The 26,942-nt window shown below is 33.1% G+C and carries 34 protein-coding genes and 1 tRNA gene; 24 read left to right on the forward strand and 11 right to left on the reverse strand.

What is annotated here, in order from left to right:
• Positions 1–90 precede the first annotated feature (90 nt).
• Together FF52_RS06940 and FF52_RS06945 are read right to left on the reverse strand one after the other, a co-directional pair.
• The gene (locus FF52_RS06940) at positions 91–1,626 is read right to left on the reverse strand and encodes a DEAD/DEAH box helicase (protein WP_008464114.1); all 1,536 of its coding nucleotides are present in this window, start codon (positions 1,624–1,626) and stop codon (positions 91–93) included.
• Positions 1,627–1,735: 109 nt separating this feature from the next.
• Positions 1,736–2,269 carry a DUF6155 family protein gene (locus tag FF52_RS06945; RefSeq protein ID WP_008464116.1) on the reverse strand — a complete coding sequence of 178 codons (534 nt, stop codon included), beginning with the start codon at positions 2,267–2,269 and terminating at the stop codon, positions 1,736–1,738.
• Positions 2,270–2,409: 140 nt separating this feature from the next.
• Here FF52_RS06945 and FF52_RS06950 point away from each other — a divergent pair, with 140 nt between their 5' ends.
• Positions 2,410–2,703, forward strand: coding sequence for a DUF3817 domain-containing protein (locus FF52_RS06950; protein ID WP_008464118.1), 294 nt, complete (start codon positions 2,410–2,412; stop codon positions 2,701–2,703).
• A complete protein-coding gene (locus FF52_RS06955) occupies positions 2,696–3,943 on the forward strand; it encodes a mechanosensitive ion channel family protein (RefSeq protein ID WP_008464125.1) in 1,248 nt (415 codons plus the stop codon). The genes FF52_RS06950 and FF52_RS06955 overlap by 8 nt, the downstream gene beginning before the upstream one ends.
• Positions 3,944–4,105: 162 nt before the next feature.
• Here the strand turns inward: FF52_RS06955 and FF52_RS06960 are convergent, their stop codons facing one another.
• A complete protein-coding gene (locus FF52_RS06960) occupies positions 4,106–4,519 on the reverse strand; it encodes a hypothetical protein (RefSeq protein WP_008464127.1) in 414 nt (137 codons plus the stop codon).
• Positions 4,520–4,600: 81 nt separating this feature from the next.
• Between FF52_RS06960 and FF52_RS06965 the strand changes: the two genes are divergently transcribed.
• The 4 genes from FF52_RS06965 to FF52_RS06980 all read left to right on the forward strand — a co-directional run bounded on the left by FF52_RS06965 (position 4,601) and on the right by FF52_RS06980 (position 7,115).
• Entirely contained in the window at positions 4,601–5,008 is a 408-nt protein-coding gene (locus FF52_RS06965; RefSeq protein ID WP_008464130.1) for a hypothetical protein, read from the forward strand.
• Positions 5,009–5,013: 5 nt separating this feature from the next.
• A complete protein-coding gene (locus tag FF52_RS06970) occupies positions 5,014–5,436 on the forward strand; it encodes a hypothetical protein (protein ID WP_008464131.1) in 423 nt (140 codons plus the stop codon).
• A gap of 146 nt (positions 5,437–5,582) precedes the next feature.
• Positions 5,583–6,023, forward strand: a complete 441-nt coding sequence (locus tag FF52_RS06975) for a Crp/Fnr family transcriptional regulator (protein WP_237718536.1) — start codon at positions 5,583–5,585, stop codon at positions 6,021–6,023.
• 120 nt (positions 6,024–6,143) lie between these two features.
• Positions 6,144–7,115 (forward strand): quinone oxidoreductase family protein, encoded by a 972-nt coding sequence (locus FF52_RS06980; RefSeq protein WP_008464136.1) that lies wholly within the window; start codon positions 6,144–6,146, stop codon positions 7,113–7,115.
• A 74-nt stretch (positions 7,116–7,189) separates the two neighbouring features.
• Here FF52_RS06980 and FF52_RS06985 read toward each other — a convergent pair whose 3' ends face one another.
• Positions 7,190–9,166, reverse strand: coding sequence for an alpha-ketoacid dehydrogenase subunit alpha/beta (locus tag FF52_RS06985; RefSeq protein ID WP_008464138.1), 1,977 nt, complete (start codon positions 9,164–9,166; stop codon positions 7,190–7,192).
• Positions 9,167–9,355: 189 nt separating this feature from the next.
• Here FF52_RS06985 and FF52_RS06990 point away from each other — a divergent pair, with 189 nt between their 5' ends.
• The 15 genes from FF52_RS06990 (at position 9,356) to FF52_RS07060 (ending at position 20,565) form a co-directional block, all read left to right on the forward strand.
• The gene (locus tag FF52_RS06990; protein ID WP_008464139.1) at positions 9,356–10,306 is read left to right on the forward strand and encodes an isopenicillin N synthase family dioxygenase; all 951 of its coding nucleotides are present in this window, start codon (positions 9,356–9,358) and stop codon (positions 10,304–10,306) included.
• A gap of 113 nt (positions 10,307–10,419) precedes the next feature.
• Positions 10,420–10,752 (forward strand): translation initiation factor, encoded by a 333-nt coding sequence (locus FF52_RS06995; RefSeq protein ID WP_008464140.1) that lies wholly within the window; start codon positions 10,420–10,422, stop codon positions 10,750–10,752.
• 126 nt (positions 10,753–10,878) lie between these two features.
• Complete coding sequence (locus FF52_RS07000; protein WP_008464142.1) at positions 10,879–11,748, forward strand: nucleoside phosphorylase; 870 nt, start codon at positions 10,879–10,881, stop codon at positions 11,746–11,748.
• 11 nt (positions 11,749–11,759) lie between these two features.
• Positions 11,760–12,200: a DinB family protein gene (locus FF52_RS07005; protein ID WP_008464144.1), complete on the forward strand. Its 441-nt coding sequence runs from the start codon at positions 11,760–11,762 to the stop codon at positions 12,198–12,200.
• A 3-nt stretch (positions 12,201–12,203) separates the two neighbouring features.
• The gene (locus tag FF52_RS07010) at positions 12,204–12,596 is read left to right on the forward strand and encodes a VOC family protein (RefSeq protein WP_008464146.1); all 393 of its coding nucleotides are present in this window, start codon (positions 12,204–12,206) and stop codon (positions 12,594–12,596) included.
• A complete protein-coding gene (locus FF52_RS07015; protein ID WP_008464147.1) occupies positions 12,596–13,072 on the forward strand; it encodes a DUF4265 domain-containing protein in 477 nt (158 codons plus the stop codon). Before FF52_RS07010 ends, FF52_RS07015 begins: the two co-directional genes overlap by 1 nt.
• Positions 13,073–13,302: 230 nt before the next feature.
• Positions 13,303–14,154 (forward strand): substrate-binding domain-containing protein, encoded by an 852-nt coding sequence (locus tag FF52_RS07020; RefSeq protein WP_008464148.1) that lies wholly within the window; start codon positions 13,303–13,305, stop codon positions 14,152–14,154.
• Between the two features lie 19 nt (positions 14,155–14,173).
• On the forward strand, positions 14,174–15,106 hold the full coding sequence (locus FF52_RS07025; RefSeq protein WP_035691036.1) for a hypothetical protein: 933 nt from the start codon (positions 14,174–14,176) through the stop codon (positions 15,104–15,106).
• Positions 15,107–15,322: 216 nt separating this feature from the next.
• Complete coding sequence (locus FF52_RS07030) at positions 15,323–15,694, forward strand: hypothetical protein (RefSeq protein WP_236940363.1); 372 nt, start codon at positions 15,323–15,325, stop codon at positions 15,692–15,694.
• A 205-nt stretch (positions 15,695–15,899) separates the two neighbouring features.
• Entirely contained in the window at positions 15,900–17,486 is a 1,587-nt protein-coding gene (abc-f, locus tag FF52_RS07035) for a ribosomal protection-like ABC-F family protein (RefSeq protein ID WP_008464151.1), read from the forward strand.
• Between the two features lie 145 nt (positions 17,487–17,631).
• Positions 17,632–18,684 carry a linear amide C-N hydrolase gene (locus tag FF52_RS07040; protein ID WP_008464152.1) on the forward strand — a complete coding sequence of 351 codons (1,053 nt, stop codon included), beginning with the start codon at positions 17,632–17,634 and terminating at the stop codon, positions 18,682–18,684.
• Between the two features lie 139 nt (positions 18,685–18,823).
• Positions 18,824–19,141 carry an ArsR/SmtB family transcription factor gene (locus tag FF52_RS07045; protein ID WP_008464153.1) on the forward strand — a complete coding sequence of 106 codons (318 nt, stop codon included), beginning with the start codon at positions 18,824–18,826 and terminating at the stop codon, positions 19,139–19,141.
• A 3-nt stretch (positions 19,142–19,144) separates the two neighbouring features.
• Complete coding sequence (locus tag FF52_RS07050) at positions 19,145–19,612, forward strand: SRPBCC domain-containing protein (RefSeq protein ID WP_008464154.1); 468 nt, start codon at positions 19,145–19,147, stop codon at positions 19,610–19,612.
• A 5-nt stretch (positions 19,613–19,617) separates the two neighbouring features.
• Entirely contained in the window at positions 19,618–19,995 is a 378-nt protein-coding gene (locus FF52_RS07055; protein WP_008464155.1) for a DoxX family protein, read from the forward strand.
• 12 nt (positions 19,996–20,007) lie between these two features.
• Positions 20,008–20,565: a DUF4256 domain-containing protein gene (locus FF52_RS07060; protein ID WP_008464156.1), complete on the forward strand. Its 558-nt coding sequence runs from the start codon at positions 20,008–20,010 to the stop codon at positions 20,563–20,565.
• A 35-nt stretch (positions 20,566–20,600) separates the two neighbouring features.
• On the opposite strand, the gene FF52_RS07065 is transcribed toward FF52_RS07060, so the two are convergent.
• Positions 20,601–20,951 carry a DUF2200 domain-containing protein gene (locus tag FF52_RS07065; protein WP_008464157.1) on the reverse strand — a complete coding sequence of 117 codons (351 nt, stop codon included), beginning with the start codon at positions 20,949–20,951 and terminating at the stop codon, positions 20,601–20,603.
• Positions 20,952–21,069: 118 nt separating this feature from the next.
• Here FF52_RS07065 and FF52_RS07070 point away from each other — a divergent pair, with 118 nt between their 5' ends.
• Together FF52_RS07070 and FF52_RS07075 are read left to right on the forward strand one after the other, a co-directional pair.
• On the forward strand, positions 21,070–21,468 hold the full coding sequence (locus FF52_RS07070) for a VOC family protein (protein WP_008464158.1): 399 nt from the start codon (positions 21,070–21,072) through the stop codon (positions 21,466–21,468).
• A 52-nt stretch (positions 21,469–21,520) separates the two neighbouring features.
• The gene (locus tag FF52_RS07075) at positions 21,521–22,051 is read left to right on the forward strand and encodes a serine O-acetyltransferase (RefSeq protein WP_008464161.1); all 531 of its coding nucleotides are present in this window, start codon (positions 21,521–21,523) and stop codon (positions 22,049–22,051) included.
• Between the two features lie 49 nt (positions 22,052–22,100).
• On the opposite strand, the gene map is transcribed toward FF52_RS07075, so the two are convergent.
• The 5 genes from map to FF52_RS07100 form a co-directional block, all read right to left on the reverse strand.
• Complete coding sequence (gene map / locus FF52_RS07080) at positions 22,101–22,865, reverse strand: type I methionyl aminopeptidase (RefSeq protein ID WP_008464162.1); 765 nt, start codon at positions 22,863–22,865, stop codon at positions 22,101–22,103.
• 147 nt (positions 22,866–23,012) lie between these two features.
• The gene (locus tag FF52_RS07085; protein ID WP_008464163.1) at positions 23,013–23,750 is read right to left on the reverse strand and encodes an SDR family NAD(P)-dependent oxidoreductase; all 738 of its coding nucleotides are present in this window, start codon (positions 23,748–23,750) and stop codon (positions 23,013–23,015) included.
• A 78-nt stretch (positions 23,751–23,828) separates the two neighbouring features.
• The gene (locus FF52_RS07090) at positions 23,829–24,398 is read right to left on the reverse strand and encodes a Crp/Fnr family transcriptional regulator (protein WP_008464164.1); all 570 of its coding nucleotides are present in this window, start codon (positions 24,396–24,398) and stop codon (positions 23,829–23,831) included.
• A gap of 139 nt (positions 24,399–24,537) precedes the next feature.
• On the reverse strand, positions 24,538–24,933 hold the full coding sequence (locus tag FF52_RS07095) for a VOC family protein (protein ID WP_008464165.1): 396 nt from the start codon (positions 24,931–24,933) through the stop codon (positions 24,538–24,540).
• Between the two features lie 147 nt (positions 24,934–25,080).
• On the reverse strand, positions 25,081–25,941 hold the full coding sequence (locus tag FF52_RS07100) for a chromate resistance protein ChrB domain-containing protein (protein ID WP_008464167.1): 861 nt from the start codon (positions 25,939–25,941) through the stop codon (positions 25,081–25,083).
• Between the two features lie 188 nt (positions 25,942–26,129).
• Here FF52_RS07100 and FF52_RS07105 point away from each other — a divergent pair, with 188 nt between their 5' ends.
• The gene (locus FF52_RS07105) at positions 26,130–26,636 is read left to right on the forward strand and encodes an endonuclease V (protein ID WP_008464168.1); all 507 of its coding nucleotides are present in this window, start codon (positions 26,130–26,132) and stop codon (positions 26,634–26,636) included.
• 139 nt (positions 26,637–26,775) lie between these two features.
• Here the strand turns inward: FF52_RS07105 and FF52_RS07110 are convergent.
• Positions 26,776–26,856 (reverse strand) — tRNA-Tyr (locus FF52_RS07110).
• Positions 26,857–26,942 lie beyond the last annotated feature (86 nt).

Below are 26,942 nucleotides of genomic sequence, written 5' to 3' on the forward strand. Positions count from 1 at the left end.
GTTTTTTTGGGATGACTTGAAAATAAAAATCTTTGCCAAAGTTTTAAACTTTGACAAAGATCATATAATTTTTTGTATTAATTGAAATTATCAATCTGGTTCGTTCATGATTTTCTCACGATACTTTTTACCTATTAATAAAGTTAATCTTTGTTTGTAATCGTCAACTAGCCATTCGCGGTAGTTTTTACTGCATTGACTTAAACATTTAGAATAACGTTTGATACGATCTTCAATATCATCTTCTAATTCTCTCGCAAGCATTTTTGCTTCCTGAAGTGTTTCAGTATTATCAACACACATCGAAGCATGCTGATCTAGAGATTTATCTAAAACTACTTTAGAACGAAGATTCTGTTTGATGATTAATTTGTGTTCTTCATCTACATCAAAACTAACATCGGCAGTTTTACTGAATTTCGCACGCAATTCTGGTGGCATGCTGTATTTAAAGAACATTTCAATTTCGTGGTCATCGCGAAGATTTTCCAAGTAAAATTCTGGAGATTTAAAAATATGCTGCCAGTTTACAGGATCACTCCATAAACCAAAACGAGCGGCGTTGTTTCCTAAATCGATAACTGTAAACTCATCTTTTCCAGGCAATTTACGAGAACCACGACCAATCATTTGGAAATACAAAGTCAACGATTTTGTTGCTCTATTCAAAATAATCGTCTCTACAGTTGGTTCGTCAAAACCAGTTGTCAAAATTCCGACAGAAGTCAAAATGGCATCTGGAGTCTTTTTAAACCACTGCAAAATGTCTTTACGCTCTTCAGAACTACTTGTGTTGTCTAAGTGTCTGATATCGTAGCCTGCTTCTCTAAAAGTTTCATATACATACAAAGACGTATGAATACCGTTATTGAAAATCAAGGTTTTCTTTCCTAAAGAGCGTTCTGTATACGCATGAAGCAGTTTTTCCTGCATCAAAGTATTGGTATATAAATCGTCTGAAGATTTTACAGTATAATCTCCATTGATACCCACTTTTAATGAAGTCAAACCAACGTCGTAGCTGTAAGTTGTTGCTTTTGCCAAGAAACCTTTTTCAATCAATGAGCCAATTGTATCACCAACAATAAGTTCGTGGTAACTTTGGTGCATTGGTAGTTTTATATTAGAACTCAAAGGTGTTGCTGTTACTCCAAGGATAAAAGCATTTTTAAATGAGTTTAATAATTTTCTAAATGAGTTGTAGTGTGCCTCATCAATAATAACCAAACCAATATTGTCTAGATGAAGTTTTTCATCATTAATACGGTTTTTTAAAGTTTCAACCATTGCCACAAAACATGAAAAATCATTCTGGTCTGGCAATTCTTTTACTTTACTATTGATTATTTTGTTTGTAACGCCAAAACCTGTCAACATTTTTGAAGTTTGTTTACAAAGTTCGATACGGTGCGTCAAAACCACCACTTTTTTATCGTTATTAGACAAATAGCGGCGTACGATTTCAGAAAATATTACTGTTTTTCCTCCTCCAGTTGGAAGCTGATACAGTAAGTGGTGTTTCGGAGGAGCATTATCTAAACGGTCAAAAATAGCGTCAATATCGCCTTTTTGGTATGCATACAGTTCTTTTTTATCTTCTCTTTGTATTTCTAAAGTTTGAGACATTGTTTATTTTTGGATTTTTGCAAAAATACATCGAAAAAACAGTTATTCATCCTCTTTTAACGTAAAATAAATATTTTTTTTGAATAAAGATTTTTTATGAGAAAGGGTTTTAGTAGTCGATTTTCTCTAAAATTGCCTCAAAATCGTATCTATTTTTCCATTTTTGATTTAAAGTTTCCTCCAAAATAGTATTAATTCGCAATTTAAAATCAGTAAAAATTCCGTTTGAAACAATATAATTTACCGCCTGCTCAAAAGAATTAAAGAGGCTTTTGTAAAATAATTCCTGTTTGATGAAATTCTGCGAAGAAAACGTTTGCGCAATTTCAATATTGTAAAGCATAATGTCAGCCACCACATACGAGTCAACGCCCAACATCATAAAATGTTTGATTAATTTCTGAGCAACAGATCGTCTCATTTTGGCTTTTGGACGCCATTTTGCTCCAGGTTTTTTGATTGGAAAATATTCGTGCGAGATTTTGACTTTTGCCTCCTGAAGCAATTTGTCTTCTTTCGGGTTAAAAACAAAGTCATAATACACTTTTACTGGAGCAAATTTCTCGTACAATTCTATCAATTGTTCTTCCAACTGCTCTTTTGATAATTCGCCTAAATATTTTTTTAAATCTCTTTTACTCATAGAGTAAAGATAATTTTCAAAATTTTAAATTCCAAATTCCAATTTTCAGCCCATCGGATTGATTTAATTTGTGAGTTTTAAATTCTAAAATCAATCCAGAATCCTTAATTTTGCTGGCATAAAACTTAAAAAATATATACATGCTCAAGATTTTCAAAGTTACTGCCATTTTAGAGGGAATCTCTTATTTAGTATTATTTGCTAATATGTTAATTATCAAAAACAATAATCCTGAACTTTACCATACATTATTACGTCCGTTAGGAATGACACACGGTGTTTTATTTATCGGATACATTCTTTTAGCCTTTTTATTGAAAAAATCAATGAATTGGGATTTAAAAACTTTTGCAATCATTTTAGTGGCTTCTCTTATTCCGTTTGGAACTTTTTACATTGAGAAAAAATATTTAGAAACTAAAGCAAATGCATAAGTTTTTGGAGAAAATATTTAATTTTTTATATCCTGTTTTTAGAGATTGGGGAATGAGCCGCAACGTGGCGTCTTATACCAGCTTGATCTTTAACATCGCTATTTTAATAGCACTTGCTTATGTAATTTATTACGCCGCCAAATTTATTTTAGTCACTTTGACCGCTATTTTCGCTCAGCGAACTAAAACTAAATTTGACGATTATTTAATTCAAAATAAAACCACTAGATATACCGCTTATTTAATTCCGTTTTTCTTTATTTACAAAGCCGTTCCCGTTATTCTGGATAAATACGAATATTGGGAATCCATGTTTGGAAAAATAGTCGGCATCTATATTGTATTACTCGGATTATGGATTGTTAGAACTGTTTTTAATTCGTTACGTGATTATTTAAAACAAAAACCAGAATACAGTGACAAACCAATTGACAGCTTTGTTCAGGTTATTATGATCGTGCTTTGGATTTTTGGAGTTGCCATGATTATTTCTACTTTATTCGGAATTAAGAAAGGAGAACTTTTAACTATTCTAGGAACACTTTCGGCAATTATCATCTTGATTTTCAGAGATACTATTCTTGGATTTGTTTCTAGTGTTCAGGTTGCCATAAACGATATGGTTCGTATTGGCGACTGGATTACAATGGATAAATTTGGAGCTGACGGAGATGTTATAGAAATCAATTTGACAACTGTAAAAGTTCGAAATTTTGATAACACCATAACCACAATTCCAACCTATGCTTTAAGTTCAGATTCTTTTCAGAACTGGCGCGGAATGCAGAAATCTGAAGGGAGACGCATCAAAAGACATATTTTGATTAAAAGCAGCACCATTCGTTTTTTAAATGATGAAGATTTGCGTCAATTGCGAAAAGTACAGCTCATCACTTCTTATATTGACAGCCGTCAAGCGGAAATTGACCGATACAATGATCTTAGAGGAATTGATAAAACGCTTTCGCTAAATGGCCGAAACATGACCAATTTAGGATTGTTTAGAAAATACATCATTCAATATTTGACTGATCATCCCGGATTAAATAAAAATATGCACATCATATGCCGACAGTTGCAATCGACGGCACATGGAGTTCCGTTGGAGATCTACGTATTTTCAAGTGACAAGCGCTGGGCAAATTATGAATATATTATGGCCGATATTTTCGACCACGTAATGGCGTCAGTAAGATATTTTGATCTTGAAATTTTTGAATTACCGTCGAGTATTGGTTAGATTTTTGACCGCAAAGTTCGCAAAGATTTACGCAAGGTTCGCAAGGTTTTTTTCACAAAGCTTTGCGAACTTTGCGTTTTTATAGGTTTAGTATATCAAAAAGACTTTGCGTGCTTTGCGGTAAAACACACATGCCATTTCAGTTTGGAATTTTAATAATCCCTACTCTATCCTTTCAAAAAGAAACTCTGGGTTAGTATACTCAATAGGAACTTCTGAAACATAACACGGAAGATTGAAATACGTTCCGATAACTCCTTTTCCTAAATAAAGTTTGCCATCTTTCTTTAAAAGCGCCAAAGGAACTCTTTTCCATCCGCCACCAAAAGAAATATAATGGAAATCGCCTCTCAGCGTATCGCCTCTTAAGTGACCTCTCACATCGCCAGAATCTTTTCCGGCTCCGTAATGTGAAATTTCGTAGCGTCCATAAAAACGTTTGTCATTTATGTGAATGTCCAAAACAGCTGTATCTTTATTATTTACAGCGCGATATAATTGGCGGTTATATTTTTCTTTATCTTCTTTAGAATTGCAAGAAGCTAATAATAAGCATAGAAACAGAAATAATCGCATAATTTATTTTTAGAAAAACAAAAATAGGTTTTTACTGTGGGATTATTTCGTTAACTTTAAGAAAAACTTAAAACAAAAGACATGGAAGATAGAGACACTTTTTTAAAAGAATTCAGAGGCGAAACTTTAGGAACCGTAAGTGCTCAATCTTCAGCAGATGAGATCTTTCAAAACCAGACCATCAGGCCGATTTTAAAACTTCAAAACGACTTGTTCATTGCCGTTTTTATCAATTACGTAAACAAAAACAAACCCGATTTTTATTCTTATTCGGTTGAAAAGAAACTTCAGACCATCGAAAATTCCATTCAAAAAGATATTAAATTCAGAAATTCATTAAAAGGAATCGTAATGGCGCTTTTTACAGTAGATGAATACAATACTTATATTAAAAATTCTTCTGATCTAAATAAAAGAATGATGAATTTATTAATTGACCGATTGAAAAATCAGGTGCAATTGTTTGAAGTGGAATCGGATTCTAAATAACAATAATGACTAAAGCATACCATTATCTGTACTTTCGTACTTATGAAATTATTTCGGAAACAAATAAGACTTCGGCTGAATCTTCAACTGCAAGATTTTTGTCTATTCTTTTTTTTATAAACATATTGACTTTATATTCTTTATTTTTTCAGTCATTTAATGATATTACTTTTTACAGTTTTAGCGCTTTTGGAATAGTTGCATCAATTTTAAATTTAAAATATTTTGATGATGTTAAGCATAAATTTATTCTTTATGAATTTAAAGATTTAAAAATAAATAGGATTTATAGAATACTTGTTGACAGCTATCCATATCTCTCTTTCATACTTTTATTTAACTCACTGGATATTGGATTTTATGCGATTTATTATTTTATTGGAATAGTAATTTTGATAAAAGCTGTAACCTATTTTTGGAACTTATAATTTGAAAACATGTTCAATCAATTCCGAAATAAATCCCTTTAACTGATGAGAAATGGAACGAATATATCGGTTATTTCAGCCGTCTTGAAGTTACTGCAAAAACTACGCTTTTAGAAGAAGGCGAAGTTTCAAAGAAACTTTATATCATAGAAAAAGGCTGTATTCGGGTTTGGTTTAACAATAACGGAAAAGATCTGACTACGCAATTCTTTTTCGAAAATCAGAGCGTTGCTTCTATCGAAAGTTTTATGAAGAAACTTCCAAGTCCAACAAATATAGAAACGATTGAGCCTTCAATTTTGTGGTGGATTCATAAAAATGATCTGGATAAAATTCTCGAAGAAATCAAAGAAATACCAGAATTAAGGGATAGTCTAATTAATATGCTTTTTGAGCGTACTTTTGATTATATGAAATATTTTGTTTCGTTCATAAAAAATTCTCCTGTAGAGCGATATACTAATTTAATTAAAGAAAGGCCTCAGATCATAATGCGTGTTCCGCAACATTATATCGCTTCTTATTTGGGAATAACTACTGTGCATCTAAGCAGACTAAAAAGTAAACTAATAATAAAGAATAATTGACTTTTAACTCAAGCTTAAATTGACTTATATAACTTATATGGTTTAAAGAAAATTTGATAACAAATGTTATCGTTTGCTCATATACGACTTTATAATTTTGCTTCATAAAATTAAATAATTATGAAAGCAGCAGGAGTTTATAAAAAAGGCGAATTGCCAAAATATGCAGAATTTCCAGAACCAATTGCATCAAATGAAAATGAAGTTTTAGTTTCTGTAAAAGCCGTAGCCATTACCAATTTGGATAAAGGAATTGCCAGCGGAGATCATTATTCGTCAGAAAAAGAAAATCAAAACGGATTTATAGTCGGAAGCGACGGAATCGGAGTTCTAGAAAACGGAACAAGAGTTTACGCTCGCGGAATCTCTGGAACAATCGCAGAAAAAGCACTTGTAGAGAAAAATCGAATGGTAGCTTTGCCAGACGGAATTGATAATGCAACAGCCGCGGCAATGCCGAATGCAGTCGCTGGTTCGGCAATGGCACTTCGTTTTAGAGCGGGAATAAAACCGGGAGAAACGGTTTTAATTAATGGAGCAACTGGTTTTACGGGACAAATAGCTGCTCAAATTGCAAAGCATTATGGAGCTAAAAACATTATTGTTACAGGAAGAAATGAAAAATCGCTTGAAAGTCTTTTAGAATTGGGTGCCAATGAAATTATTTCCTTAAAACAAGATGACGTATCTTTTATTTCTCAGTTAAAAGAAATCCATAAAAATACTCCAATAGATATTGTAATAGATTATTTATGGGGACATTCTGCAGAACTTATTTTTTCAGTTTTAAAAGGAAATGGGAATTTTACGCACAAAACCCGATATGTTTCTGTAGGCTCAATGTCTGGAGATACTATTCAATTATCGGCTCAGATTTTACGAAGTGTCGATCTTCAATTATCTGGTTCTGGATTGGGAAGCTGGTCAAAAGAAGAAGTCAAACTCTTATTTTCTGAAATACTTCCAGAAATGTTTCTTTTAGCTTCAAAAAATATACTAAAAGTAAATATTGAAACAGTGAATTTATCAGATATAGAAAAAATGTGGAATGCAGAAGTTCCAGACGGGAAACGATTGGTTGTTCTTATTTAAAGTTTCCAAGGCTCTAAGTTGCTAAGATTTTAAGTTTTTTTCTTAGCGTCTTAGCAACTCAGTATCTCAGAAACTTAGTATTCTAATAACTCTTTCAGAGTTTGTTCGAATCTATTTCTTGGCAAAAACTGATCTTCAAGTGCTTTTGTAAATGGAATTGGCGAATCTAAACTTGCTACACGTTTTACAGGAGCATCTAGATATTCGAAGCAGTTTTCCATAATTAAAGCCGAAATATCACTTGCGATTCCGCCAAACATAGTGTCTTCTTGGTAGATTATAGCTCTTCCTGTTTTTTTAACCGAAGCAAAAATAGTTTCAGTGTCTAAAGGCTGTAAAGTTCTTAAATCAATTACATCAGCATCAATTTCTGGATGTTGCGATAAAGTGTCTAAAGCCCAATGAACAGTTGCTCCAAATGCAATAATCGTTACCGATTTTCCTTCTTTTACCAAAGCGGCTTTACCTAAAGGAATAGTATAATAGTCCTTTGGAACATCTTGATAAATACTGCGGTATAATAATTTATGTTCGAAGAATAAAACAGGATTCGGATCGTTGATTGCAGTATTCAAAAGTCCTTTAGCATCATAAGGAAATGCTGGATAAACAACTTTTAAACCTGGAGTTTTAGTAAACCAAGCCTCATTGGTTTGGGAGTGAAATGGTCCAGCCTGAGTTCCTCCTCCGCAAGGCATTCGAACGACAACATCGGCTTTTTCGCCCCAGCGGTAATGTGATTTTGCTAAAAGATTTACTATCGGATTAAAACCAGATGAAACAAAATCAGCAAATTGCATTTCTACAATCGCTTTATAACCATTTATAGAAAGTCCCATTCCGGTTGAAATTACGGCGCTTTCGCAGATTGGCGTATTGCGTATTCTGTCTTTTCCAAAAGCATCAACAAAACCCTCTGTAATTTTAAAAGCTCCTCCATATTCAGCAATATCCTGTCCCATAATCACGAGGTTTTTATGGCGCCACATGGACTGCTCTAAACTATTTCTGATGGCATCTATAAAACGAATATTTTCTGATTCAGAATTAGGACTATATTCCTCATATTGAAACTCTTCATAAACATCATCTAATTCTCCGCTATAAGTTGGTTCAATTTCAGGTTCGGCATTTGCTATTGCCCAATTTTCATCGATTTCCTGTTTTATTTGGGCATGAAATTGTTCATCTAATTCAGTCGTTAGAATTCCGTTTTCGGTCAAATATTTTCTGTAATTCGTAACAGGATCTCTCAGTTCCCATTGATCCATTAAATCCTGAGGAACATATTTTGTACCACTCGCCTCTTCATGCCCGCGCATTCTGAAAGTTTTAAATTCCAATAAAATCGGACGCGGATCTTCCTGCATTTCTTTCTTTAGCTGAGACAGTTTATTGTAAATTTCTACAATATTATTTCCGTCAATAATCCAGCTTTCAATTCCGTAGCCAATTCCTTTATCGGCAAGATTTTCACAAGCATATTGTTCGTTGGTTGGCGTTGAAAGTCCGTAACCATTATTTTCAATAACAAACATTACAGGCAGTTTCCAAACAGCTGCAATATTTAGAGCTTCATGGAAATCGCCTTCACTTGTGGCGCCTTCTCCGGTAAAAACAGCGGTTATTTTTTTATTGTCTTGAAGTTTGTTCGCAAGGGCAATTCCGTCAGCAATTCCTAACTGAGGCCCCAAATGCGAAATCATTCCAATGATATTATATTCTTGCGTTCCGAAGTGAAAACTTCTATCTCGGCCTTTTGTAAAACCGTTTGCTTTTCCTTGCCATTGCGAGAACAGACGGTGCAGCGGAATCTCTCTAGTAGTAAAAACACCAAGATTTCGGTGCATTGGAAGCACATATTCAGACGGATCTAAAACAGCTGTTACCCCAACAGCAATGGCTTCTTGTCCTATTCCAGAAAACCATTTGGAAACTTTTCCTTGTCGAATCAAGATAAGCATCTTTTCTTCGATCAGTCGTGGTTTTAATATTTTTCTATATAAATCTAATAATTGCGCGTCAGTCAGGTTTTGGCGGTAAAAGATCATGTAATTTTTTGTTTTTTAGTGTTTCAAATATAACAAATTGCGGGTGTTTTATTAGAATCTAAAATAAAATTTTAATCAGAAATCTGCTTTTAATGCCTGAGCTTAAGATTATTTTCTAAAATATTATCTACCTTTGTTAGCGAAAGGTACTTATGACACCTTTCTTCTTTAAAATAAAAAATGTAAAGTATGCAAAACATTCCTAGTGTAGACTTACGTGATTTCCTTTCGGACGACCCGAAACGTAAACAAAAATTTGTAAATGAAATCGGCAGTGCATTTGAAAACATTGGCTTCGTAGCCTTAAAAGGTCATTTTCTTGATGATCAGTTGGTAGACGAACTTTATGGTGAAATTAGAAACTTTTTCGCCTTGCCAATAGAAACTAAGCATAAATATGAAATTCCTGGAATCGGCGGACAAAGAGGTTATGTTTCTTTTGGAAAAGAACATGCTAAAGGACGCAAAGAAGGAGATTTAAAAGAATTTTGGCATTTTGGCCAATACGTTGACAAAGATTCAAGATGGGCTTCTGAATACCCAGACAATGTTGAAGTTACCGAATTGCCTCGTTTTAATGCGGTTGGTAAAGAAGCGTACCAAAAATTGGAAAAAACGGGTGTTTATGTTTTAAGAGCTTTGGCTTTACATTTAGGTTTAGATGAGTTTTATTTTGATGAATACGCAAAAGAAGGAAACTCAATTTTAAGACCAATCCACTACCCTCCTATTACTTCTGAGCCAGAAAACGCCATTCGTGCGGCGGCTCACGGTGATATCAACTTGATTACATTGTTGATGGGAGCTCAAGGAAAAGGATTACAGGTTCAAAACCACAACGGCGATTGGATTGATGCCATTGCTGAAGATGACGAATTGGTAATCAATGTTGGTGATATGTTGTCTAGACACACCAATAATAAACTAAAATCTACAATTCACCAAGTGGTAAATCCGCCAAGAGAATTGTGGGGAACTTCACGTTATTCAATTCCGTTTTTCATGCACCCAGTAAGCGATATGCGTTTGGATTGTCTTGAAAATTGCATTGATGAAGAAAACCCAAAGAAATACGAAGATATTACAGCTGGAGAGTTCTTATACGAACGTTTAGTAGAGTTAGGCTTAATCAAAAAATAAGCTTAAATATTTTCTAGATATAAAAATTCCAAATTCCAAGTTTTTCTTGGGGTTTGGAATTTAATTTTTAGATATCTTTATGCTTGAAAATTTATTTTTAGAATAAAAAAAATATGGACTTAAAAGATCAATTAAAGAATCTGTTTCCAGATCATGTTGAATCAAATGAGCCTGAACAAGTTGAAGAGCAAGAACACGTTCTTTACGTTCAGAAGGAACCTATGATTTGTAAATTTGAAAAAAGAAAAGGAAAACCAACCACTATTATTGAAGGTTATGAAGGTTCTGATGAAGATTTTAAAATCTTAGCCAAAGAAATCAAAACTAAATTAAGCGTTGGTGGAACTTTCAAAGATGATTCGATTATAATCCAAGGCGATTACCGAGATAAAATAATGGCAATCTTAAAAGAAAAAGGATTCAAAACCAAACGTGTAGGTGGATAATGATTTTAGATTTCAGAATTTAGATTTAAGATTGGAATTTGGAATTTTCTTTTTGAAATTTAGATTTAAAACTTAGTCCCGATAGCTATCGGGATAGCATCTCAGAACCTTAGCAACTTAAAAAAAATGATACAATCTTCAGAATTGATATTAAATCCAGATGGAAGCGTTTACCACTTAAACCTTCGTCCTGAACATATAGCACACGACATTATTTTTGTTGGTGACCAAAACCGAGTAGAAAAAATCACTCAATTTTTCGATTCAATCGAATATTCTGCTCAAAAAAGAGAATTTAAAACCCAAACCGGTATTTATAAAGGCAAAAGAATTTCTGTAGTTTCTACAGGAATTGGACCTGATAATATTGATATTGTGCTAAACGAATTAGACGCTTTGGTAAATATTGATCTAGTAACACGTCAGACAAAAGAAAAATTAACCTCTTTGAACATTATCAGAATTGGAACTTCAGGTTCTCTTCAAGAAGATATTCCAGTTGACAGTTTTGTAATGTCGAAATTTGGTTTGGGATTAGACAATATGCTTCGCTCCTACTTAATCGACGATGTTTCTATTACAGAAATTGAAGATGCTTTTGTAAAACACACCAATTGGGATCCTAAAAAAGGAAAACCTTATGTGACGCAATGTTCTGAAAAACTGGAAAAATTAATCGAATCTGATCGAATTTTTAAAGGAATTACAGCAACTGCTGGAGGATTTTATGGTCCGCAAGGAAGAGTTTTGCGTCTGAATATTCAAGATGAGGAATTAAATAATAAAATGGATAATTTTCGTTTTAACGAAACTAAAATCACTAATTTAGAAATGGAAACAGCAGCAATCTACGGACTTTCTGCTCTTTTAGGACACAATGCTTTATCGTTGAATGCTATTATTGCCAATCGTGCTTCTGGAACTTTCAGTGCAGATCCATACAAAGCTGTTGACGAATTGATTGCTTATACGTTGAATAAATTAGCAGGTAATTAATTAGAGATTTTATGCAAGACGCTATTCTTAAATTTGAACAGTTATTGAACGAAAATGTCAATTATATTCCGACATTAAACAATGATATTTTAGAAGTAAAAAATCCTGGAAAATGGTCTAAAAAAGAGATTTTAGGACATTTGGTAGATTCTGCAATTCATAATCTAGTCCGTTTTACGGAGATTAATTATGCGGAAAAACCATATCGCCACAGACCATATAATCAAATGGATTTAGTAAATTTAAATCAGTATCAAAAAATAGACATTCAGGAACTTACGCAGTTGTGGTTTACCATAAACAAACAGATGGTAAGGTTGATGAAGTCTGTTGATGAAAAGGCTTTAGATTACAAAGTCATTTTGGCCGACGAATCTGAAATAGATTTAAGGTTTTTAATGACCGATTATGTTGAACATTTAGAGCATCATATTAATCAAATAAGAACATAAATTATGTTTTTGAGAGTGGCCAGACATACGAATGATTTAGAAAAAATTGAAAATTTTTATGTTGATGTACTCGGATTTGAACGTTTAGGCGGATTTGAACATCACAATAATTATGATGGCGTTTTTATTGGAAAACCGGGTTTAGACTGGCATTTTGAGTTTACCCAATCTGATGTTAAAGCCAAACATACTTTTGATGAAGACGATGTTATGGTCTTATACCCAAAAACTATTGCAGATTACGATAAATTAGTGAATAAATTAACACAGCAAAATATTGCAGTTATACCATCGCTGAATCCTTTCTGGAATGAAAACGGAAAAATGATTCAGGATCCAGATGGTTATAGAATCGTAATATCTCCTTTAAAAGCTGTAATTAGCGAAATTGAATAATGGAACAGGAAACCCATAAAAAAATATTATTTAAATACTATAGCGATTATCTGGATGAAGTAGTGTCTGAAACCATGTGGGCAGAGATTATCGATCTGGAGAAAGGTCTTTTCAGGCTGGATAATATCCCTTTTTTCGGGCCTTTAATTGCTACAGATGACATTTTTTATGCAGAATATGATGAAACAGAAGAACGTTTTATGCATAGAAAAACGATTCAGAATTCTGGAAATTCGATTGTTCAGGTTGCTATTCTAGAAAAAGGTTTTGACAAAGAAATTATCAGAGAAAAATTGAAAGCAATCAATTGTTTATCTGAAGGGCTAAATGAAACCTTTTTTGCCGTAGAAATAGCCAAAGATGTTGATTATTCTTTGGTGAGAAGCCTTTTGAATGAATACGAATCTCAAGACATAATAGAATTTGCAGAGCCTTGCCTTTCAGAAAAACATAGGGCAGATTTATTAAAAAACTAAACTTAAAATTTGAACACTTAGAAACATAGATTTTTATTGAAGATGTTTAAGATTTTAGAAAAAGCAAGCTTTAACACATAGCTATTTGCTGAAATTAGTGAAGCGCCTTTTTTAGCGTCTTAAAAGATTATGTTTCTATGTGTAAAAAAAGAATAACAAATAAACTAACCAAATTTAACCATAAGATTACGCATACGCATACCAAGCAACTTAACTTAAACTTAAAATAAATGAAAACTGTCAAAATTGCGGGTGTTCCGGAACACTTCAATTTGCCGTGGCATCTATGTATTGAAAACGGCGAATTTGAAGAAGAGAACATCGATTTACAATGGACAAATGTTCCCGAAGGAACCGGGAAGATGTGTCAAATGCTTCGTGACGGAGAAACAGATTTGGCTGTTATTCTAACCGAAGGAATTCTTAAAGATATTGCAGCTGGTAATCCGAGTAAAATTGTTCAGGTTTATGTGCAATCTCCATTAATTTGGGGAATTCACGTCGATGCAAAATCAGATTTTCAAACGCTGAAAGATCTTAAGAATAAAAAAGTGGCAATTTCAAGAGTAGGTTCGGGATCACAATTAATGGCTTATGTAAATGCAAATGAACAAGGCTGGGAAATGGATGATCTTGAATTCGAGATTGTTAATACAATTGATGGTGCTGTAGATGCTCTGACCAATAAAAAAGCTGATTATTTTATGTGGGAACGTTTTATGACGAAACCGCTTGTAGATAAAGGTGTTTTTAGACGTATTGAAGACTGCCTTACTCCTTGGCCATCATTTATTATTGTAGTACGCGACGAATTCTTAAAAAAGAACGCCAAAACGGTCGAAACAATTCTTAAAATAATCAACAAGACAACAGTTGATTTTAAAGAGATTCCAGAGATAGACAAGAAATTGTCTAAACTGTTTAATCAAAAAGAAGAAGATATTAGAGAATGGCTGAAATTGACCCAGTGGTCGCAGAAAAATTTGACAGAAAAATCTTTTAATAAAATTCAAAATCAATTATTTGATCTGGGAATTATTGATAAAAAAAGTATTTTTGTAGAAACAGTAAAAGCATTGTAAATACTGCTTTTTGATTCGTATGATGAAATTCCCTAAAATTGACTTACCGAGATTAAAATCTAAACTACAGGTGAAATCACCGTGGGACAGGATTATTATTTCGATTCTAAGTCTTTTAATCACGATTCCGATTTTCATCATACTGCATCAAAATTTGATCGATTTGGAATGGGCATTCAATCTAGATCGTATATTCATTTTTATTTTTGTTTTTGCGGCAATATTTTTTCTTCTGATGTATCTCAGAACAATTATTATTCTGTGCGTTGCAGTTTATTTATTGATTCTGTTTTATGGATCTGTGATTGGAAATTATGGTTTTAACGAAATCTCAGAAGATTATAATTCTATGATTTACACCATGTCCGATAATCCCTATCCGCAGGATATTATTGTGGCAAAACTGCTTCCTTTTCCAAATAAAACAAAGATTATCAATGCTATAGAATATCAGAATCCGAAAGTGCGAAATTTTGCTATTATGGCAACTTCAAAGCATTTTAAAGGCATTAGAGGGTATTCAGATTATCGAACTATAATTCAATGTTTTGCTGTTTTTAAAGAAATAAACAGCAGGTGGAACTATGTAAACGATCCAAAAGACGGTGATTATATTGCAACCGCCAGCGAATCTTTAGAATATTTCTCTGGCGATTGCGATGATCACTCTATTTTGATGGCAGCAGCCGTGCGTTCCATTGGCGGAACTCCGCGCCTTATCCATACGAAAGGACATATTTATCCTGAAATATTAATTGGTTCAATGATTGATTTAGAAAAAGTCAATTACTTGATTAAAAACGTGCTCTTTGTAAAAGAAAGCTACGGCAAAAAACTGCATTATCATATAGACGAACGCGGTCAAGTGTGGATGAATTTGGATTATACCGCGACTTACCCAGGCGGACCGTTCATGTATGAAGAAATTTTAGGGGCTTTAACCTTAAATTAGTTAGCCTTAGAAAGCCAATCAGACTAATTTTGACTTTTATCAGTGCTGATTTATAAATAGCTGGTTATCAGTAAAAGTACCGAAAATAGAGGCCTTTAGCATTAAAAGCAATTCAATTTAAGAAGTAAAAAAAATCTTTATAAATATTTGATTTCGAATATTTTAATGTTGTTTTTTTTTGTAACTTTTTCCTGTTTAACTTTTAATCACAAAATCATGAAAAACTCTAAATTATTTACCCTCGTAATTGCCATTGCTATCGTAGTATTAATTGTTTCATGCCATCGTAAAAGAGACAAGCTTGTGAATTCATGGAAAGTTACTGCCGTAGAACCAAAAGAAGCTGTTTCTGATTCTACAAAAAATGCGATTTTAACCAATGGTATGCTTACTTTTACAGAAGACGGGCATGTAACAGGATATCTGCTTCGTGAAATCACAGACGGAACTTATGCTTTAACTCAAAAAGGCAAAAAACTAGTTATTAAAGACGAAGTTGGAACACCTTATGTATGTGAAAGCACTATCACAGACGATAAGTTAATTTTAGACACCAAAGAAGCCAAACTAACATTTGATAAAATTTAAACAAGAATTACTAGTAATTCTACTCAAAAAACCATTCTTTACAATTGTAGTGAATGGTTTTTTGATTTTTAAGACTAAAATAAATATCTTTGCATCTCTTTAAAATAAGCAGGCTCTATGTGAAAAATAATTTCTTTCAGGAAAATTTAGTAGGCAACCACTTTTTTGTGGCTGCTAGATTATTTATCTATAAAAGAAAGGAATTATGCTTATTCTTCAAAATATCTCATATCAGCATGAGAATAAAGACATGCTGTTTCAAAACATTAGTTTTACACTAAATCATCACGATAAAACCGCTTTGGTCGGAAATAATGGTGTTGGAAAATCTACTTTATTAAAAATTATTGCAGGTGAATTACAGCCTTTTTCAGGGCAGATCATTCATAATTCGAAGCCTTATTTTGTTCCACAATTATTCGGACAGTTTAATGACTTGACTATTTCAGAAGCCTTGCAGATAAAGGAAAAAATAACTTCATTTAAAGAAATACTTGAAGGAACTGTAACCGAAGAAAATCTTCAGCTTCTAAATGACGATTGGACAATCGAGGAACGGTGTAATGAAGCTTTGTCCTATTGGCAACTTCATGATTTGGATTTGGACCAAAAAATGGGAACTTTAAGCGGAGGCCAGAAAACAAAAGTTTTCTTGGCCGGAATTATGATTCATGAACCTGATTTAGTTTTATTGGACGAGCCTAGCAATCATTTAGATTTTGCTGGCAGAACATTATTGTATGATTTTATAAAATCTACTTCTAGTACACTTTTAGTGGTTAGTCACGACAGAAAACTGCTCAATCTTTTGAATAAGACTTTAGAAATGACAAAAAATGAAATTTCGGTCTATGGCGGTAATTATGATTTTTATAGTGAACAAAAGAAAATTGAAAACAATGCTTTAGAACAAGATGTTCAGAGCAAAGAAAAGGCATTGAAAAAAGCCAAAGAAAAAGAAAGAGAAACTATTGAACGCCAAAATAAATTGGATTCTAGAGGCAAAAAGAAACAGGAAAAGTCTGGTGTTGCCAGAATTATGATGAATACGCTTCGAAATAAAGCGGAAAACAGCAGTTCTAAACTCAAAGACGTTCACGCTGAAAAAATTAGCGGTATTTCTGAGGATTTAAGACAGTTACGATCGTCTCTTCCGACTATAGATCAGATGAAATTTGGATTTGAAAACAATTCTTTTCTTAAAGGAAAAACTCTTTTTGAGGCTTCAGATATTAATTATACTTATGGAGATAAACTTCTTTGGAAAGAAAATCTCGATTTTGAAATTCTTTCTGGAGAACGACTTGCTATAAAAGGCTTGAATGGTTCTGGAAAAACAACCTTGATCAAAATTATTCTAGGAGAATTAAATCCAACGCAAGGACAATCAACTTCATTAGCCAAAAAAGCAATTTATATAGATCAGGATTATTCATTATTGACTCAGAATCTTACAATTTATGAACAGGCTCAGGTTTTTAATGACTACGGTTTAGAGGAGCATGAAATAAAAATGAGACTGAATCGCTTTTTGTTTTCTAGAAATGACTGGGACAAACCTTGCAATGCACTAAGCGGAGGCGAACGAATGCGTTTAATGTTGTGCTGTTTAACTATTAGCAACGAATCGCCTGAGATTATCATTCTGGACGAGCCAACAAACAATCTCGATATTCAAAACATTGAAATATTAACCGCTGCAATCAATGAATACAAAGGAACTTTGATTGTGATTTCGCATGATCAATCTTTTTTGGAGCAAATCAATATAGATAAAAGTATTTCGCTTTAAAATAAAAACTAACAGCGCTGAGAATTATCTTGGCGCTTTTCTATTACTATTAATTTCATTTTCAAACAATTAAAATAAAAATTCCGTAAATTGCAGTAAAAACTGATAAATTCAAGTTAAACGTTTAATTAAAATCTAAAATTTTATGAAACCCAAAAACAGAATTTTTCCCGCCCTACTTGCTTTTACTTTATTAATGACTGAAACTGTACTTCCATGTACAAGGATAGTTTACGAAGGTTTAAACGGAACAATTATTACTGCACGATCGATGGATTGGAAAGGTGAAATTCCCGCCAATTTATGGATTTTTCCCCGTGGAATTGAAAGATCTGGTGAAGTTGGAACCAGTTCGATTAAATGGAAATCTAAATACGGAAGCGTTATTACCAGTTCTTGGGACATTGCTTCTTCTGATGGTATGAACGAAAAAGGACTTGTAGGCAATCTTTTGTGGTTGGTAGAATCGCAATATCCTCCGTTTGAAAAAAATGGAAAAGTAAAAGGTCTGGCTGTTTCTTTATGGCTTCAATATGTTTTAGATAATTTTTCTACTGTTGCAGAAACGGTTACGGCTCTTGGAAGGAATGATTTTGTAATTACCTCTTCACATATTCCGGGAACGAATATTTATGCTACAGTGCATCTTTCTATTTCTGATTCTACTGGAGATAATGCTATTTTTGAATATATAAACGGCAAGTTGGTTATTCATCATGATAGAAAATATGTAGCAATGACCAATTCTCCTATTTTTGAGCAGCAATTGGCTATCAATGCGTATTGGAAAGGGATTCCGGGTACAATTATGCTACCAGGCACTAATCGTGCTGCAGATCGCTTTGTAAGAGCTTCTTATTATATTGATGCAATTCCGAAGACAGATAATATCAGAACAGCTTTGTCTAGTGTTTTTGGCGTGATTAGAAACTGTTCTGTTCCTTTGGGAATTTCCTCAGAAACAGAACCTAACATCTCCTCTACCCGCTGGAGAACGGTGGCTGATCAAAAAAATCTGGTTTATTATTTTGATAATGTTTTGAATCCGAATGTGATTTGGGTTGAATTCAGTAAGATTGATTTTAGTGAAAAAGGAAAAATTAAAAAATTAAGTTTGGCCAATAATGAGAATTATTCTGGCGATTCACTTCTGAATTTTAAGGAAACAAAGCCATTTCAATTTGCGGGATTAGATTAAAAAGCACTTTTTTAAATAAACTAAATTTCATAAAACCTTCAAATGTGAAAAGTTTGAAGGTTTCTTTTTGGAAAAAAAAATGAAAAAAATATTGCGCAGTCAAATGACTTCATTATATTTGCAGTCAAATAACTGCACAATGGAAATTAGAAGAGATGTTTTTCAAGCCATAGCCGATCCTACCCGAAGAGCTATTTTAAGTTTAGTTGCCATTCAAGCTATGACGCCTGGGGCAATTGCCGAGAATTTTAATTCGTCAAGACAGACTATTTCAAAGCATATTCAGATTTTGAACGAATGTGAACTATTGCACCAAACGCAAAACGGACGAGAAATTTATTATCATTTAAACCCAGAAAAAATGAAAGAAATTGACAAGTTCATCGAACCATTCAGAAAAATGTGGGATGATCGTTTTAATAAGCTAGAATCAATTATGAAAAACTATAAAAAATAAACCATGGAAAAGAAAACAAAAATTCATGCCGAAGATGACAGACTAGATCTTGTGATTACAAGAGAATTTGATTTGCCAGTTGAATTATTATTTAAAGCTCATACCGAGTCTGAAATTGTAGCACAATGGATGGGCACAAAAGTCTTGAAACTGGAAAGTAAAAAATATGGAGGATGGGAATATGAAACCAGCGATCCTAATGGGAATGTAGTTTTTAAAGCAAATGGTGTTTTTCATGATTTTGTTCCGAATGAAAAAATAGTGCGCACTTTTGAAATGGATAACGCCAATTTTGCGCCTCAATTGGAATTTTTAGAGTTTGAAAAAATAACAGATGATACCAGCAAATTGACTATGCAGATCATTTACAAATCTATCGAACATAGAACAACGCAGTTAAAACTACCATTTGCACAAGGATTAAATATGGCGCACAACCGATTGGAAGAAATTGTAACTAAACTAAAATAAAAATCATGAGCAAAAGAAATAAAATTATCTATTGGGTTGCCACTTTATGGTTGGCTTTAGGAATGACATCAACAGGAATCGTACAGCTTATTCCTCTCAAAGAAGAAGCAGAAATGATACAGCATTTAGGATATCCGCTTTATTTTTTAACTCTTTTGGGCGTTTGGAAGCTTTTGGGAGTAATCGCAATTCTGATTCCGAAATTTGGTTTACTGAAAGAATGGGCTTATGCAGGATTCTTTTTTGCAATGTCTGGAGCTGTGTTTTCGCATTTGGCTGTAAAAGATGACGCGTCAGCACTTTTTGGACCAATATTGCTAATTGTTCTAACAGTTGTTTCCTGGTATTTCAGACCAGAAACTAGAAGATGCAGTTCTAATTAAAAACTTAGAAAAATGAAAAGACAACTTACCTCAAATGAACAAGACGAATTATTGAGCATACTCGAAAAACGTTTTGAAAAGAATAAAAACCGTCACGAAAATCTAGATTGGGCAAAAATTGAAGCTAAACTAAAAGCTAATCCATCAAAACTATGGTCTCTTGACGAAATGGAAAGAACGGAAGGCGAGCCGGACGTAATTGGATATGATGCTAAAACGGATGAATATCTTTTTGTAGATTGTTCTGCTGAAAGTCCGAAAGGGCGTAGAAGTGTTTGTTATGATCATGAAGCTCTGGAAAAAAGAAAAGAGCATAAACCAGCTGACAGCGCTATAAACATGGCGGAACAAATGGGAATTGAAATCTTAAACGAAGAGCAATATAAAGAGCTGCAAAAATTAGGAAAATTTGATGCCAAAACTTCAAGCTGGATTTTAACTCCGCCAGAAATTAGAAAACTGGGCGGTGCTATTTTTTCAGATTTTAGATATAATACCGTTTTTGTTTATCATAATGGAGCAGAATCGTATTACGCGGCGAGAGGTTTTCGCGGTTTATTAAGAGTTTAAAACTAAAAGTCCTTCAAATATTTTTGAAGGACTTTTTATTCTCTTAAAATTTTTTCCATTTTTCTTCCTTTGGCGATTTCATCAATTAGTTTGTCTAGATATCGCATTTTTTGAATCAATGGATCTTCAATCTCTTCTACACGATAACCACAGATTACTCCCGTAATTTTAGAAGCATTCGGATTGATTTCTGGAGCTTCAGCAAAGAATGTCTGAAAGTCCACTTTCTTTTCAATCTGTTCTTTAATTTGTTCGTCGCTATATCCTGTAAGCCATTTTATTACCGTATCTAATTCTTCTTTAGTTCTTCCCTTTTTTTCCACTTTTTGAATGTATAAAGGATATACGCTAGAAAATAAGATTTTGTAGATTCTTTCCGTTTTCATTTTAGTTAGATTTAGGTCTAAATAAGTTTATGTAAATATAATTCAAAAGCAAATAGAATAAAATGCAAGCAATATTTAATATCTTAGATTCTCAAAAAAATAACCTTAATACTCTCCTATGGAAAATAATTCAAACGATACAACACCAAAAGTGACAGGACTTGGCGGTGTTTTCTTTTTTATGGATAATCCGAAAGAAACTAAAGAATGGTATGCTAAAAATTTAGGATTAGAAATCAACGAATGGGGTTCTTCAAGTTTCGAATCTAGAAATATGGATAATCCAGAACAGATAGAATCTACACAATGGTGTCCTTTTAAGAAAGGTGATGAATATTTTTCTCCGTCTAAAAAAGAATTTATGGTAAACTACCGTGTTCAGAATATTGAAGGTCTTGTAGAAAAACTGAAAGCAAACGGAGTTACGGTTCTCGACGATATCGAAACCTACGAATATGGCAAGTTTGTGCACATTATGGACACGGAAGGCAATAAAATTGAACTTTGGGAACCTTAAATTGAGTTATGAGTTATGAAGTATGAGTTATTGCTAAACGTTTAAAAACAATATGTTTAATACATTAGTTAAAATCAATTGTCATTCAAAAAATAAGTTTTTAAAGCTAATTGCGGCCAATTTATTAGAGAAATTATATTGCTGCGAAATAAATTGTGCAGAGATGGATAAATCTGTTTTGTTTGCACATCACGGACGCGGATGTACAATCGTGGCGTCTAAAATCTGTGAAAATGTGGTTATTTTTCAAAACGTTTCCATTGGAGCCAATTTGAAATACAATAAAATCAATGACGAATGGGAAAATGTCGGAAATCCTATTATTGCTAAAAATGTGATTATTGCTGATGGCGCCAAAATTTTAGGTCCAATAGTTATTGGGGAAAATTCGGTTATTGGCGCGGGAGCTATTATAACCAAAAATATACCTGCAAATAGTGTGGCTTTTGATGTGAATCAGTTTAAGCCAAAAGATGAAAATTATGATTTCATATTTAACTCAAATATGATTAATCCTCAGAAAATCATTGAAGCAAATAAAAAATTAGTTGCAGCATTTAATACGCAAAATAAAACCTCCTAAAAAACAAAACTCCATTATTTCTAATGGAGTTTTTGCGCATTGGGAATCATTAATTCCAAATTTCATTCATTTCGGTTAAAATTATCGGCTTGCCTTCTGTCACGACAATTGTATGTTCGTGCTGAGCCATAAAGCCGCCTTTATTTCCAACCATTGTCCAGCCATCTTTCATTGTTTCTGCATAAGTAGAAGTCGTTGAAATAAAAGTTTCAATTGCTACGACCGAGTTCTTTTTAAATCTCGTCACATTAAAACGGTCTCTGTAGTTGGCAATTTCATGAGGCGCTTCATGAAGGCTTCTCCCTACTCCATGCCCCGTTAGGTTTTTAATGACTTTATAGCCTTTTTTCTTTGCTTCTGTTTCAATTAAAAATCCGATGTCAGAAATTCGGACTCCGCCTTTTATGTTGTGAATTGCTTTATGCAAAATTTGTTTAGAAGCTTCAATCAATTTTTGATGTTCATTTATATCTTCTCCAATCACAAAAGAGCCTCCATTATCAGACCAGAAACCGTTTAATTCGGCAGAAACATCGATATTGATCAAATCTCCTTCTTGAAGAATTCTTTTTTCAGAAGGAATACCGTGGCAGAATTCATTATCAACGCTTATACAAGTCCAGCCTGGAAAACCATAAGTTTCATAAGGCGCAGATTTAGCTCCGAAACTTTTCAATATCTGCCCGCCATATTCGTCTAATTCTTTGGTTGACATACCTGCTTTGGCAAATTTTCTCATTTCTTTTAAAGTAAATGCAACGGCCTCGCTGGCTTTTTTCATTCCGGCTAATTCTGCTTCTGTGGTAATAGACATAACTTTCGTTTTAGAAATTTTCAGACTGCTAATTTACCGCTTTTACTTTTTATTAACCGTAATTTAAGTTTTAAAAACAATCATAATCCAAAATAAAAACTCCAAAATCTTTTGACTTTGGAGTTTTTATTCGGTATTAAAAGTTTTTTACCACGGACTTTGTTCGCTTTCGTCTTCAATATCGTTGCTGAAGAATTTTCCAGTTGGTCCATTTTCATCAACTAAAGTATGTTTTATAATGAAACTTGCTGCGTTTTCAACACTTCCTGGACCGCTATGATGATTAAAATCTGTTGCCGTGTAACCTGGGTCAATTGAATTAACTTTGAATGCAAGATCTTTCAATTCATGCGCTAAAGTAACGGTAAATGCGTTTAAAGCTGTTTTAGACGATACATACGAAATTGCTTTTATGGCATAATATTTCCAAGTTGGATCACTGTGTAAAGTAAGAGACCCAAGTCCAGATGTAATATTACTGATTCTTGGACTATCTGATTTTTTCAATAGCTCAATAAAAGTCTGTGTAACTGTTATTGCTCCAAAGAAATTGGTATCAAAAACTCGTTGAATATCTTCTATAGAAGTTGTAGAAGGATTTTGCGGAATATCTCCTAAAATTCCAGCATTATTTATTAAAATATCCAATTTGCCTTTTTCTTTTTCAATGATGTTTTTTGCAACCAAAACGCTTTTTCCGTCTGTAACATCAATTTGAATAGCTTGTATGTTTTGAAATCCTTTCGCTATTAACTCTTCTATTACTTCTTCTCCTTTTGTGAGATCTCGTGTTCCTAGGTAAACAAATAATCCTTTTTCTGAAAGCTGTTTCGCTGTTTCTAAACCAATACTTCTATTTGCACCTGTAATTAATACTGTTTTCATTTTTATCTTTTTAAATTATCTGAAGCAAAGTTCCGTCAATGAAAAAGAAAAACATTTGTCATATGACAAAAAGCGATTTCAACGGATATTTTTTCTAATTCTGCTCAAAGAAGATTGTGTGATTCCGAGATATGAAGCCAAATAAGAAAGCGGGATTCTATTAATTACATTTGGAAACATCTCCATAAAAGACAGATAGCGAGTTGTCGCGTCTTCTGAAACAAGCGGACTTCTTCTAGCGACTTTCTGCATTAATGCTTTTGAAATAATTTTATGTACAATCGTGTCCCAGCCAATAATGGTATTTAATAATTCTTGCCAATCTTTCTTTGAGAATACAATTATTTTGCAATCTGTAACTGCTTGCACATAAGCAGACGAACAAATATTATTATCAAAACTTTCTAAATCTACTACAAGATTATTTTCGTCTATAAAGTATTTGGTAATTTCTTCGCCTTTGTTGTTGTAGTAACAGACACGCATTATTCCATCTATGATAAAACCAACTTCAGAAGCGATTTTTCCGGCTTCAGAAAAATAGTCTTCCTTTTTGATTTCTTTTTCTTTGGCTTTAGTTAAAATTAAATCAATCTGATGCTGATTTAAATTGCCAAACTGCAATATGTAATTTACTAATTCTTTCATGCACGAAAGTTAGACATAAGTTTTTATTGAAAATTTGCCATATGGCAAAAAAGAACTAAATTTTCTCAATATTCTTATAAACATGTGGGGTTTTAAGTTCAATATAAACTTCTAGATTGTGAACAGGCTTGAGGCCTTTTTACATTCCAGGCCAATAAAGAAAATTAAACTTATGTCCATCTGGATCAGCAAAACCAAAAGTGTAGCCTAATTGGTAATTTTCGGGTTCAGAAAAAATGGTTGCACCAGCTTTTTTGACTTTTTCATACCAAAGATCTACTTCTTCTCTGCTCTCTGCAGAAAGCGAGAAGATGATTTCATTCTCATTTTTAGAATTTGCCAAATTGCCTTTTAAAGCCGTTTTAAATCTATCAGTTGTAAAAAAGTTGATAATGAAATTATTCTCCGCAATCGAAAAACTTACAATTTCTTCTGTATTTTGTCCGTTTTGTTTGAATCCTAAATCGGTATAAAACTGAATTGTCTGCTGTAAATCGTTTGAAACCAAATTGGCCCATATCATTTTAGTTTTCATAAACTTTAGTTTAATTGATTGTAACCAAGGTAATGATAATCAATTAAATTTCTAAAGAGTTTTAATTTAAAATGATTAAAAAGCTTGATGTTCTTGTCAAAATAAACAGATAGAGACGCGAGAAAATAGTGACTTCTGCTAGAGTCTTTAATTATTTGAACAGGATTTATTTCTAGACTTTTTTCTATAAGCCGAAGGATTTTTTCCTGTATGAAGTTTGAAAATTCTAGTAAAATGGCTTTGATCTGAAAAACCTGTCATATATGCAATTTCTGTTAAGTTATGAGAAGAATTCTCAATCAGATGAATCGCTTTTTCAATACGAAGTTTTCTAACATATTCGCCAAAATTCAAATCTTCGAAATGTTTTGAAAATTCTCGAGATAAATATGATGGATTTAAATCTAATTCGCTCGAAATTTTCTTTAAATCAAAAGTAAATTGAGCATCAATTTGATCTTGAATAATATTTTTTAAATCTTTTACCCACGAAGGCGTTTTTCCGGCCGATTTTTTGTCTTTAAGAAACTTATCATAAACCTCATGCAACAGTTTTTCGAACGGACTGTTCTGCAAATGATTTTGCTGGTACAAATGCGTGGCCCAGCTGTATAAAGCATCATATAAAACCATTCCGCTTTCTAATAGTTCGTAGTCGTCTTTGATATTATGAGCTAATCCAGCCGAAATAGCCCACAACCCAGCTGACTCTTTAGCAATTTCATGCCTGTCAGTGTCAGCTCCGCGTACAATTCCTGCAATAATTTTAATCGCTGGATCTTTAATTCCGTATTTCTTTACAATATAATCAAAAGTGCATTCTTCATTATAATGCGTAAACTCAACATTCGGAATATCAAATGGAATAGCATTAAGCTCTTCTGCCTTTCTTAAAACGTCAGCAAATGGAACATAAATAAATTCAGATTCAGAATCAACAAATCTTCGAATCAGCCACGGACAGGCGATTCGATCTATTTTAGGTCTTTCTCTAGTGATCCATTTCATTTTGAAATATTGTTTAAAGAAACATTCTTAAAATTTTAGCTAAACTACATTTATTTATGAGTTTTTCAAAAGCTTGAATTTTAAAGTTTAACAATCTTGTTGAAAAGAAGAAATTGTTTCCGTAAATAAGCCGTCTTTCACAATCGTTTTTATATTTTTAGACTCTAATACTTTAGAAAAAATAATATATGATTCTAGCTTTTGACACGTATTACTTTGACCAAAAAGCAAAAACAGTTTGTCTTGAATTTTCAGAATGGAATGAGGACAAAAATTTCAAAATTCACTCTGAAACAATCGACAATGTAGCTGAATATATTCCTGGAGAATTTTACAAAAGAGAATTGCCATGCATTTTGAGTTTATTAAACCAAATAGATTTGTCTAAAGTTGAAGCAATCGTTGTTGACGGTTTTGTTTACTTGAATGATGAACTAAAATATGGTTTGGGCGGTTACTTATATGAAAAACTAAATAAAGAAATTCCGATTATCGGCGTCGCCAAAACCAATTTTGCTTCCATTGAAAAGAATAAAAAAGCTCTTTTTAGAGGGGATAGCAAGAAACCGTTATACATTACTTCTATCGGAATTGATTTGGATGAAGCTTATAAAAAAGTCGAAGGTATGCATGGAGAATTTAGAATGCCGACTTTGTTGAAAGAATTGGATAGATTGACAAAGGAAAATTTATAAAAAAAACTCCAAGACGCTATCTGCTATTGGAGTTTTTGGTATTTTTGTGCCATTCGACTTTAAGTTGTAACAAAAGACTAAAAAACATTCTTAGCAAACAAAAAGCCTATGAATCTTTCGATTTATAGGCTTTTTTTCGTGGGGAGAGCAGGATTCGAACCTGCGAAGTTTTCACAGCAGATTTACAGTCTGCCCTCGTTGGCCGCTTGAGTATCTCCCCAAAATGATTGTAAATTATTACATTCAAGAAATTCAAAAAAAAATCCTTAATTACTTAAGGAGTCTTTTGTGGGCGATGAGGGGTTC

Origin of the sequence: Flavobacterium sp. F52 (genome assembly GCF_000278705.1) — a bacterium.
Classification (GTDB): domain Bacteria; phylum Bacteroidota; class Bacteroidia; order Flavobacteriales; family Flavobacteriaceae; genus Flavobacterium; species Flavobacterium anhuiense.

What these genes read in the sequence shown, in the direction of transcription:
- FF52_RS06985 (WP_008464138.1), bottom strand. Translation starts at nt 9,166, where the DNA reads ATGATCTTTTACCGCCAAAACCTGACTGACGCGCAATTATTAGATTTA.
- FF52_RS07100 (WP_008464167.1), bottom strand. Translation starts at nt 25,941, where the DNA reads ATGAAATGGATCACTAGAGAAAGACCTAAAATAGATCGAATCGCCTGT.
- FF52_RS07050 (WP_008464154.1), top strand. Translation starts at nt 19,145, where the DNA reads ATGGAAAAGAAAACAAAAATTCATGCCGAAGATGACAGACTAGATCTT.
- FF52_RS06970 (WP_008464131.1), top strand. Translation starts at nt 5,014, where the DNA reads ATGACTAAAGCATACCATTATCTGTACTTTCGTACTTATGAAATTATT.
- FF52_RS06965 (WP_008464130.1), top strand. Translation starts at nt 4,601, where the DNA reads ATGGAAGATAGAGACACTTTTTTAAAAGAATTCAGAGGCGAAACTTTA.
- map (WP_008464162.1), bottom strand. Translation starts at nt 22,865, where the DNA reads ATGTCTATTACCACAGAAGCAGAATTAGCCGGAATGAAAAAAGCCAGC.
- FF52_RS07045 (WP_008464153.1), top strand. Translation starts at nt 18,824, where the DNA reads ATGGAAATTAGAAGAGATGTTTTTCAAGCCATAGCCGATCCTACCCGA.
- FF52_RS06945 (WP_008464116.1), bottom strand. Translation starts at nt 2,269, where the DNA reads ATGAGTAAAAGAGATTTAAAAAAATATTTAGGCGAATTATCAAAAGAG.
- FF52_RS07065 (WP_008464157.1), bottom strand. Translation starts at nt 20,951, where the DNA reads ATGAAAACGGAAAGAATCTACAAAATCTTATTTTCTAGCGTATATCCT.
- FF52_RS07030 (WP_236940363.1), top strand. Translation starts at nt 15,323, where the DNA reads ATGAAAAACTCTAAATTATTTACCCTCGTAATTGCCATTGCTATCGTA.
- FF52_RS07105 (WP_008464168.1), top strand. Translation starts at nt 26,130, where the DNA reads ATGATTCTAGCTTTTGACACGTATTACTTTGACCAAAAAGCAAAAACA.
- FF52_RS06980 (WP_008464136.1), top strand. Translation starts at nt 6,144, where the DNA reads ATGAAAGCAGCAGGAGTTTATAAAAAAGGCGAATTGCCAAAATATGCA.
- FF52_RS07015 (WP_008464147.1), top strand. Translation starts at nt 12,596, where the DNA reads ATGGAACAGGAAACCCATAAAAAAATATTATTTAAATACTATAGCGAT.
- FF52_RS07055 (WP_008464155.1), top strand. Translation starts at nt 19,618, where the DNA reads ATGAGCAAAAGAAATAAAATTATCTATTGGGTTGCCACTTTATGGTTG.
- FF52_RS07075 (WP_008464161.1), top strand. Translation starts at nt 21,521, where the DNA reads ATGTTTAATACATTAGTTAAAATCAATTGTCATTCAAAAAATAAGTTT.
- FF52_RS07095 (WP_008464165.1), bottom strand. Translation starts at nt 24,933, where the DNA reads ATGAAAACTAAAATGATATGGGCCAATTTGGTTTCAAACGATTTACAG.
- FF52_RS07085 (WP_008464163.1), bottom strand. Translation starts at nt 23,750, where the DNA reads ATGAAAACAGTATTAATTACAGGTGCAAATAGAAGTATTGGTTTAGAA.
- FF52_RS06955 (WP_008464125.1), top strand. Translation starts at nt 2,696, where the DNA reads ATGCATAAGTTTTTGGAGAAAATATTTAATTTTTTATATCCTGTTTTT.
- abc-f (WP_008464151.1), top strand. Translation starts at nt 15,900, where the DNA reads ATGCTTATTCTTCAAAATATCTCATATCAGCATGAGAATAAAGACATG.
- FF52_RS07005 (WP_008464144.1), top strand. Translation starts at nt 11,760, where the DNA reads ATGCAAGACGCTATTCTTAAATTTGAACAGTTATTGAACGAAAATGTC.
- FF52_RS07040 (WP_008464152.1), top strand. Translation starts at nt 17,632, where the DNA reads ATGAAACCCAAAAACAGAATTTTTCCCGCCCTACTTGCTTTTACTTTA.
- FF52_RS07025 (WP_035691036.1), top strand. Translation starts at nt 14,174, where the DNA reads ATGATGAAATTCCCTAAAATTGACTTACCGAGATTAAAATCTAAACTA.
- FF52_RS07020 (WP_008464148.1), top strand. Translation starts at nt 13,303, where the DNA reads ATGAAAACTGTCAAAATTGCGGGTGTTCCGGAACACTTCAATTTGCCG.
- FF52_RS06960 (WP_008464127.1), bottom strand. Translation starts at nt 4,519, where the DNA reads ATGCGATTATTTCTGTTTCTATGCTTATTATTAGCTTCTTGCAATTCT.
- FF52_RS07060 (WP_008464156.1), top strand. Translation starts at nt 20,008, where the DNA reads ATGAAAAGACAACTTACCTCAAATGAACAAGACGAATTATTGAGCATA.
- FF52_RS06995 (WP_008464140.1), top strand. Translation starts at nt 10,420, where the DNA reads ATGGACTTAAAAGATCAATTAAAGAATCTGTTTCCAGATCATGTTGAA.
- FF52_RS07010 (WP_008464146.1), top strand. Translation starts at nt 12,204, where the DNA reads ATGTTTTTGAGAGTGGCCAGACATACGAATGATTTAGAAAAAATTGAA.
- FF52_RS07070 (WP_008464158.1), top strand. Translation starts at nt 21,070, where the DNA reads ATGGAAAATAATTCAAACGATACAACACCAAAAGTGACAGGACTTGGC.
- FF52_RS06950 (WP_008464118.1), top strand. Translation starts at nt 2,410, where the DNA reads ATGCTCAAGATTTTCAAAGTTACTGCCATTTTAGAGGGAATCTCTTAT.
- FF52_RS06940 (WP_008464114.1), bottom strand. Translation starts at nt 1,626, where the DNA reads ATGTCTCAAACTTTAGAAATACAAAGAGAAGATAAAAAAGAACTGTAT.
- FF52_RS07000 (WP_008464142.1), top strand. Translation starts at nt 10,879, where the DNA reads ATGATACAATCTTCAGAATTGATATTAAATCCAGATGGAAGCGTTTAC.
- FF52_RS07090 (WP_008464164.1), bottom strand. Translation starts at nt 24,398, where the DNA reads ATGAAAGAATTAGTAAATTACATATTGCAGTTTGGCAATTTAAATCAG.
- FF52_RS06990 (WP_008464139.1), top strand. Translation starts at nt 9,356, where the DNA reads ATGCAAAACATTCCTAGTGTAGACTTACGTGATTTCCTTTCGGACGAC.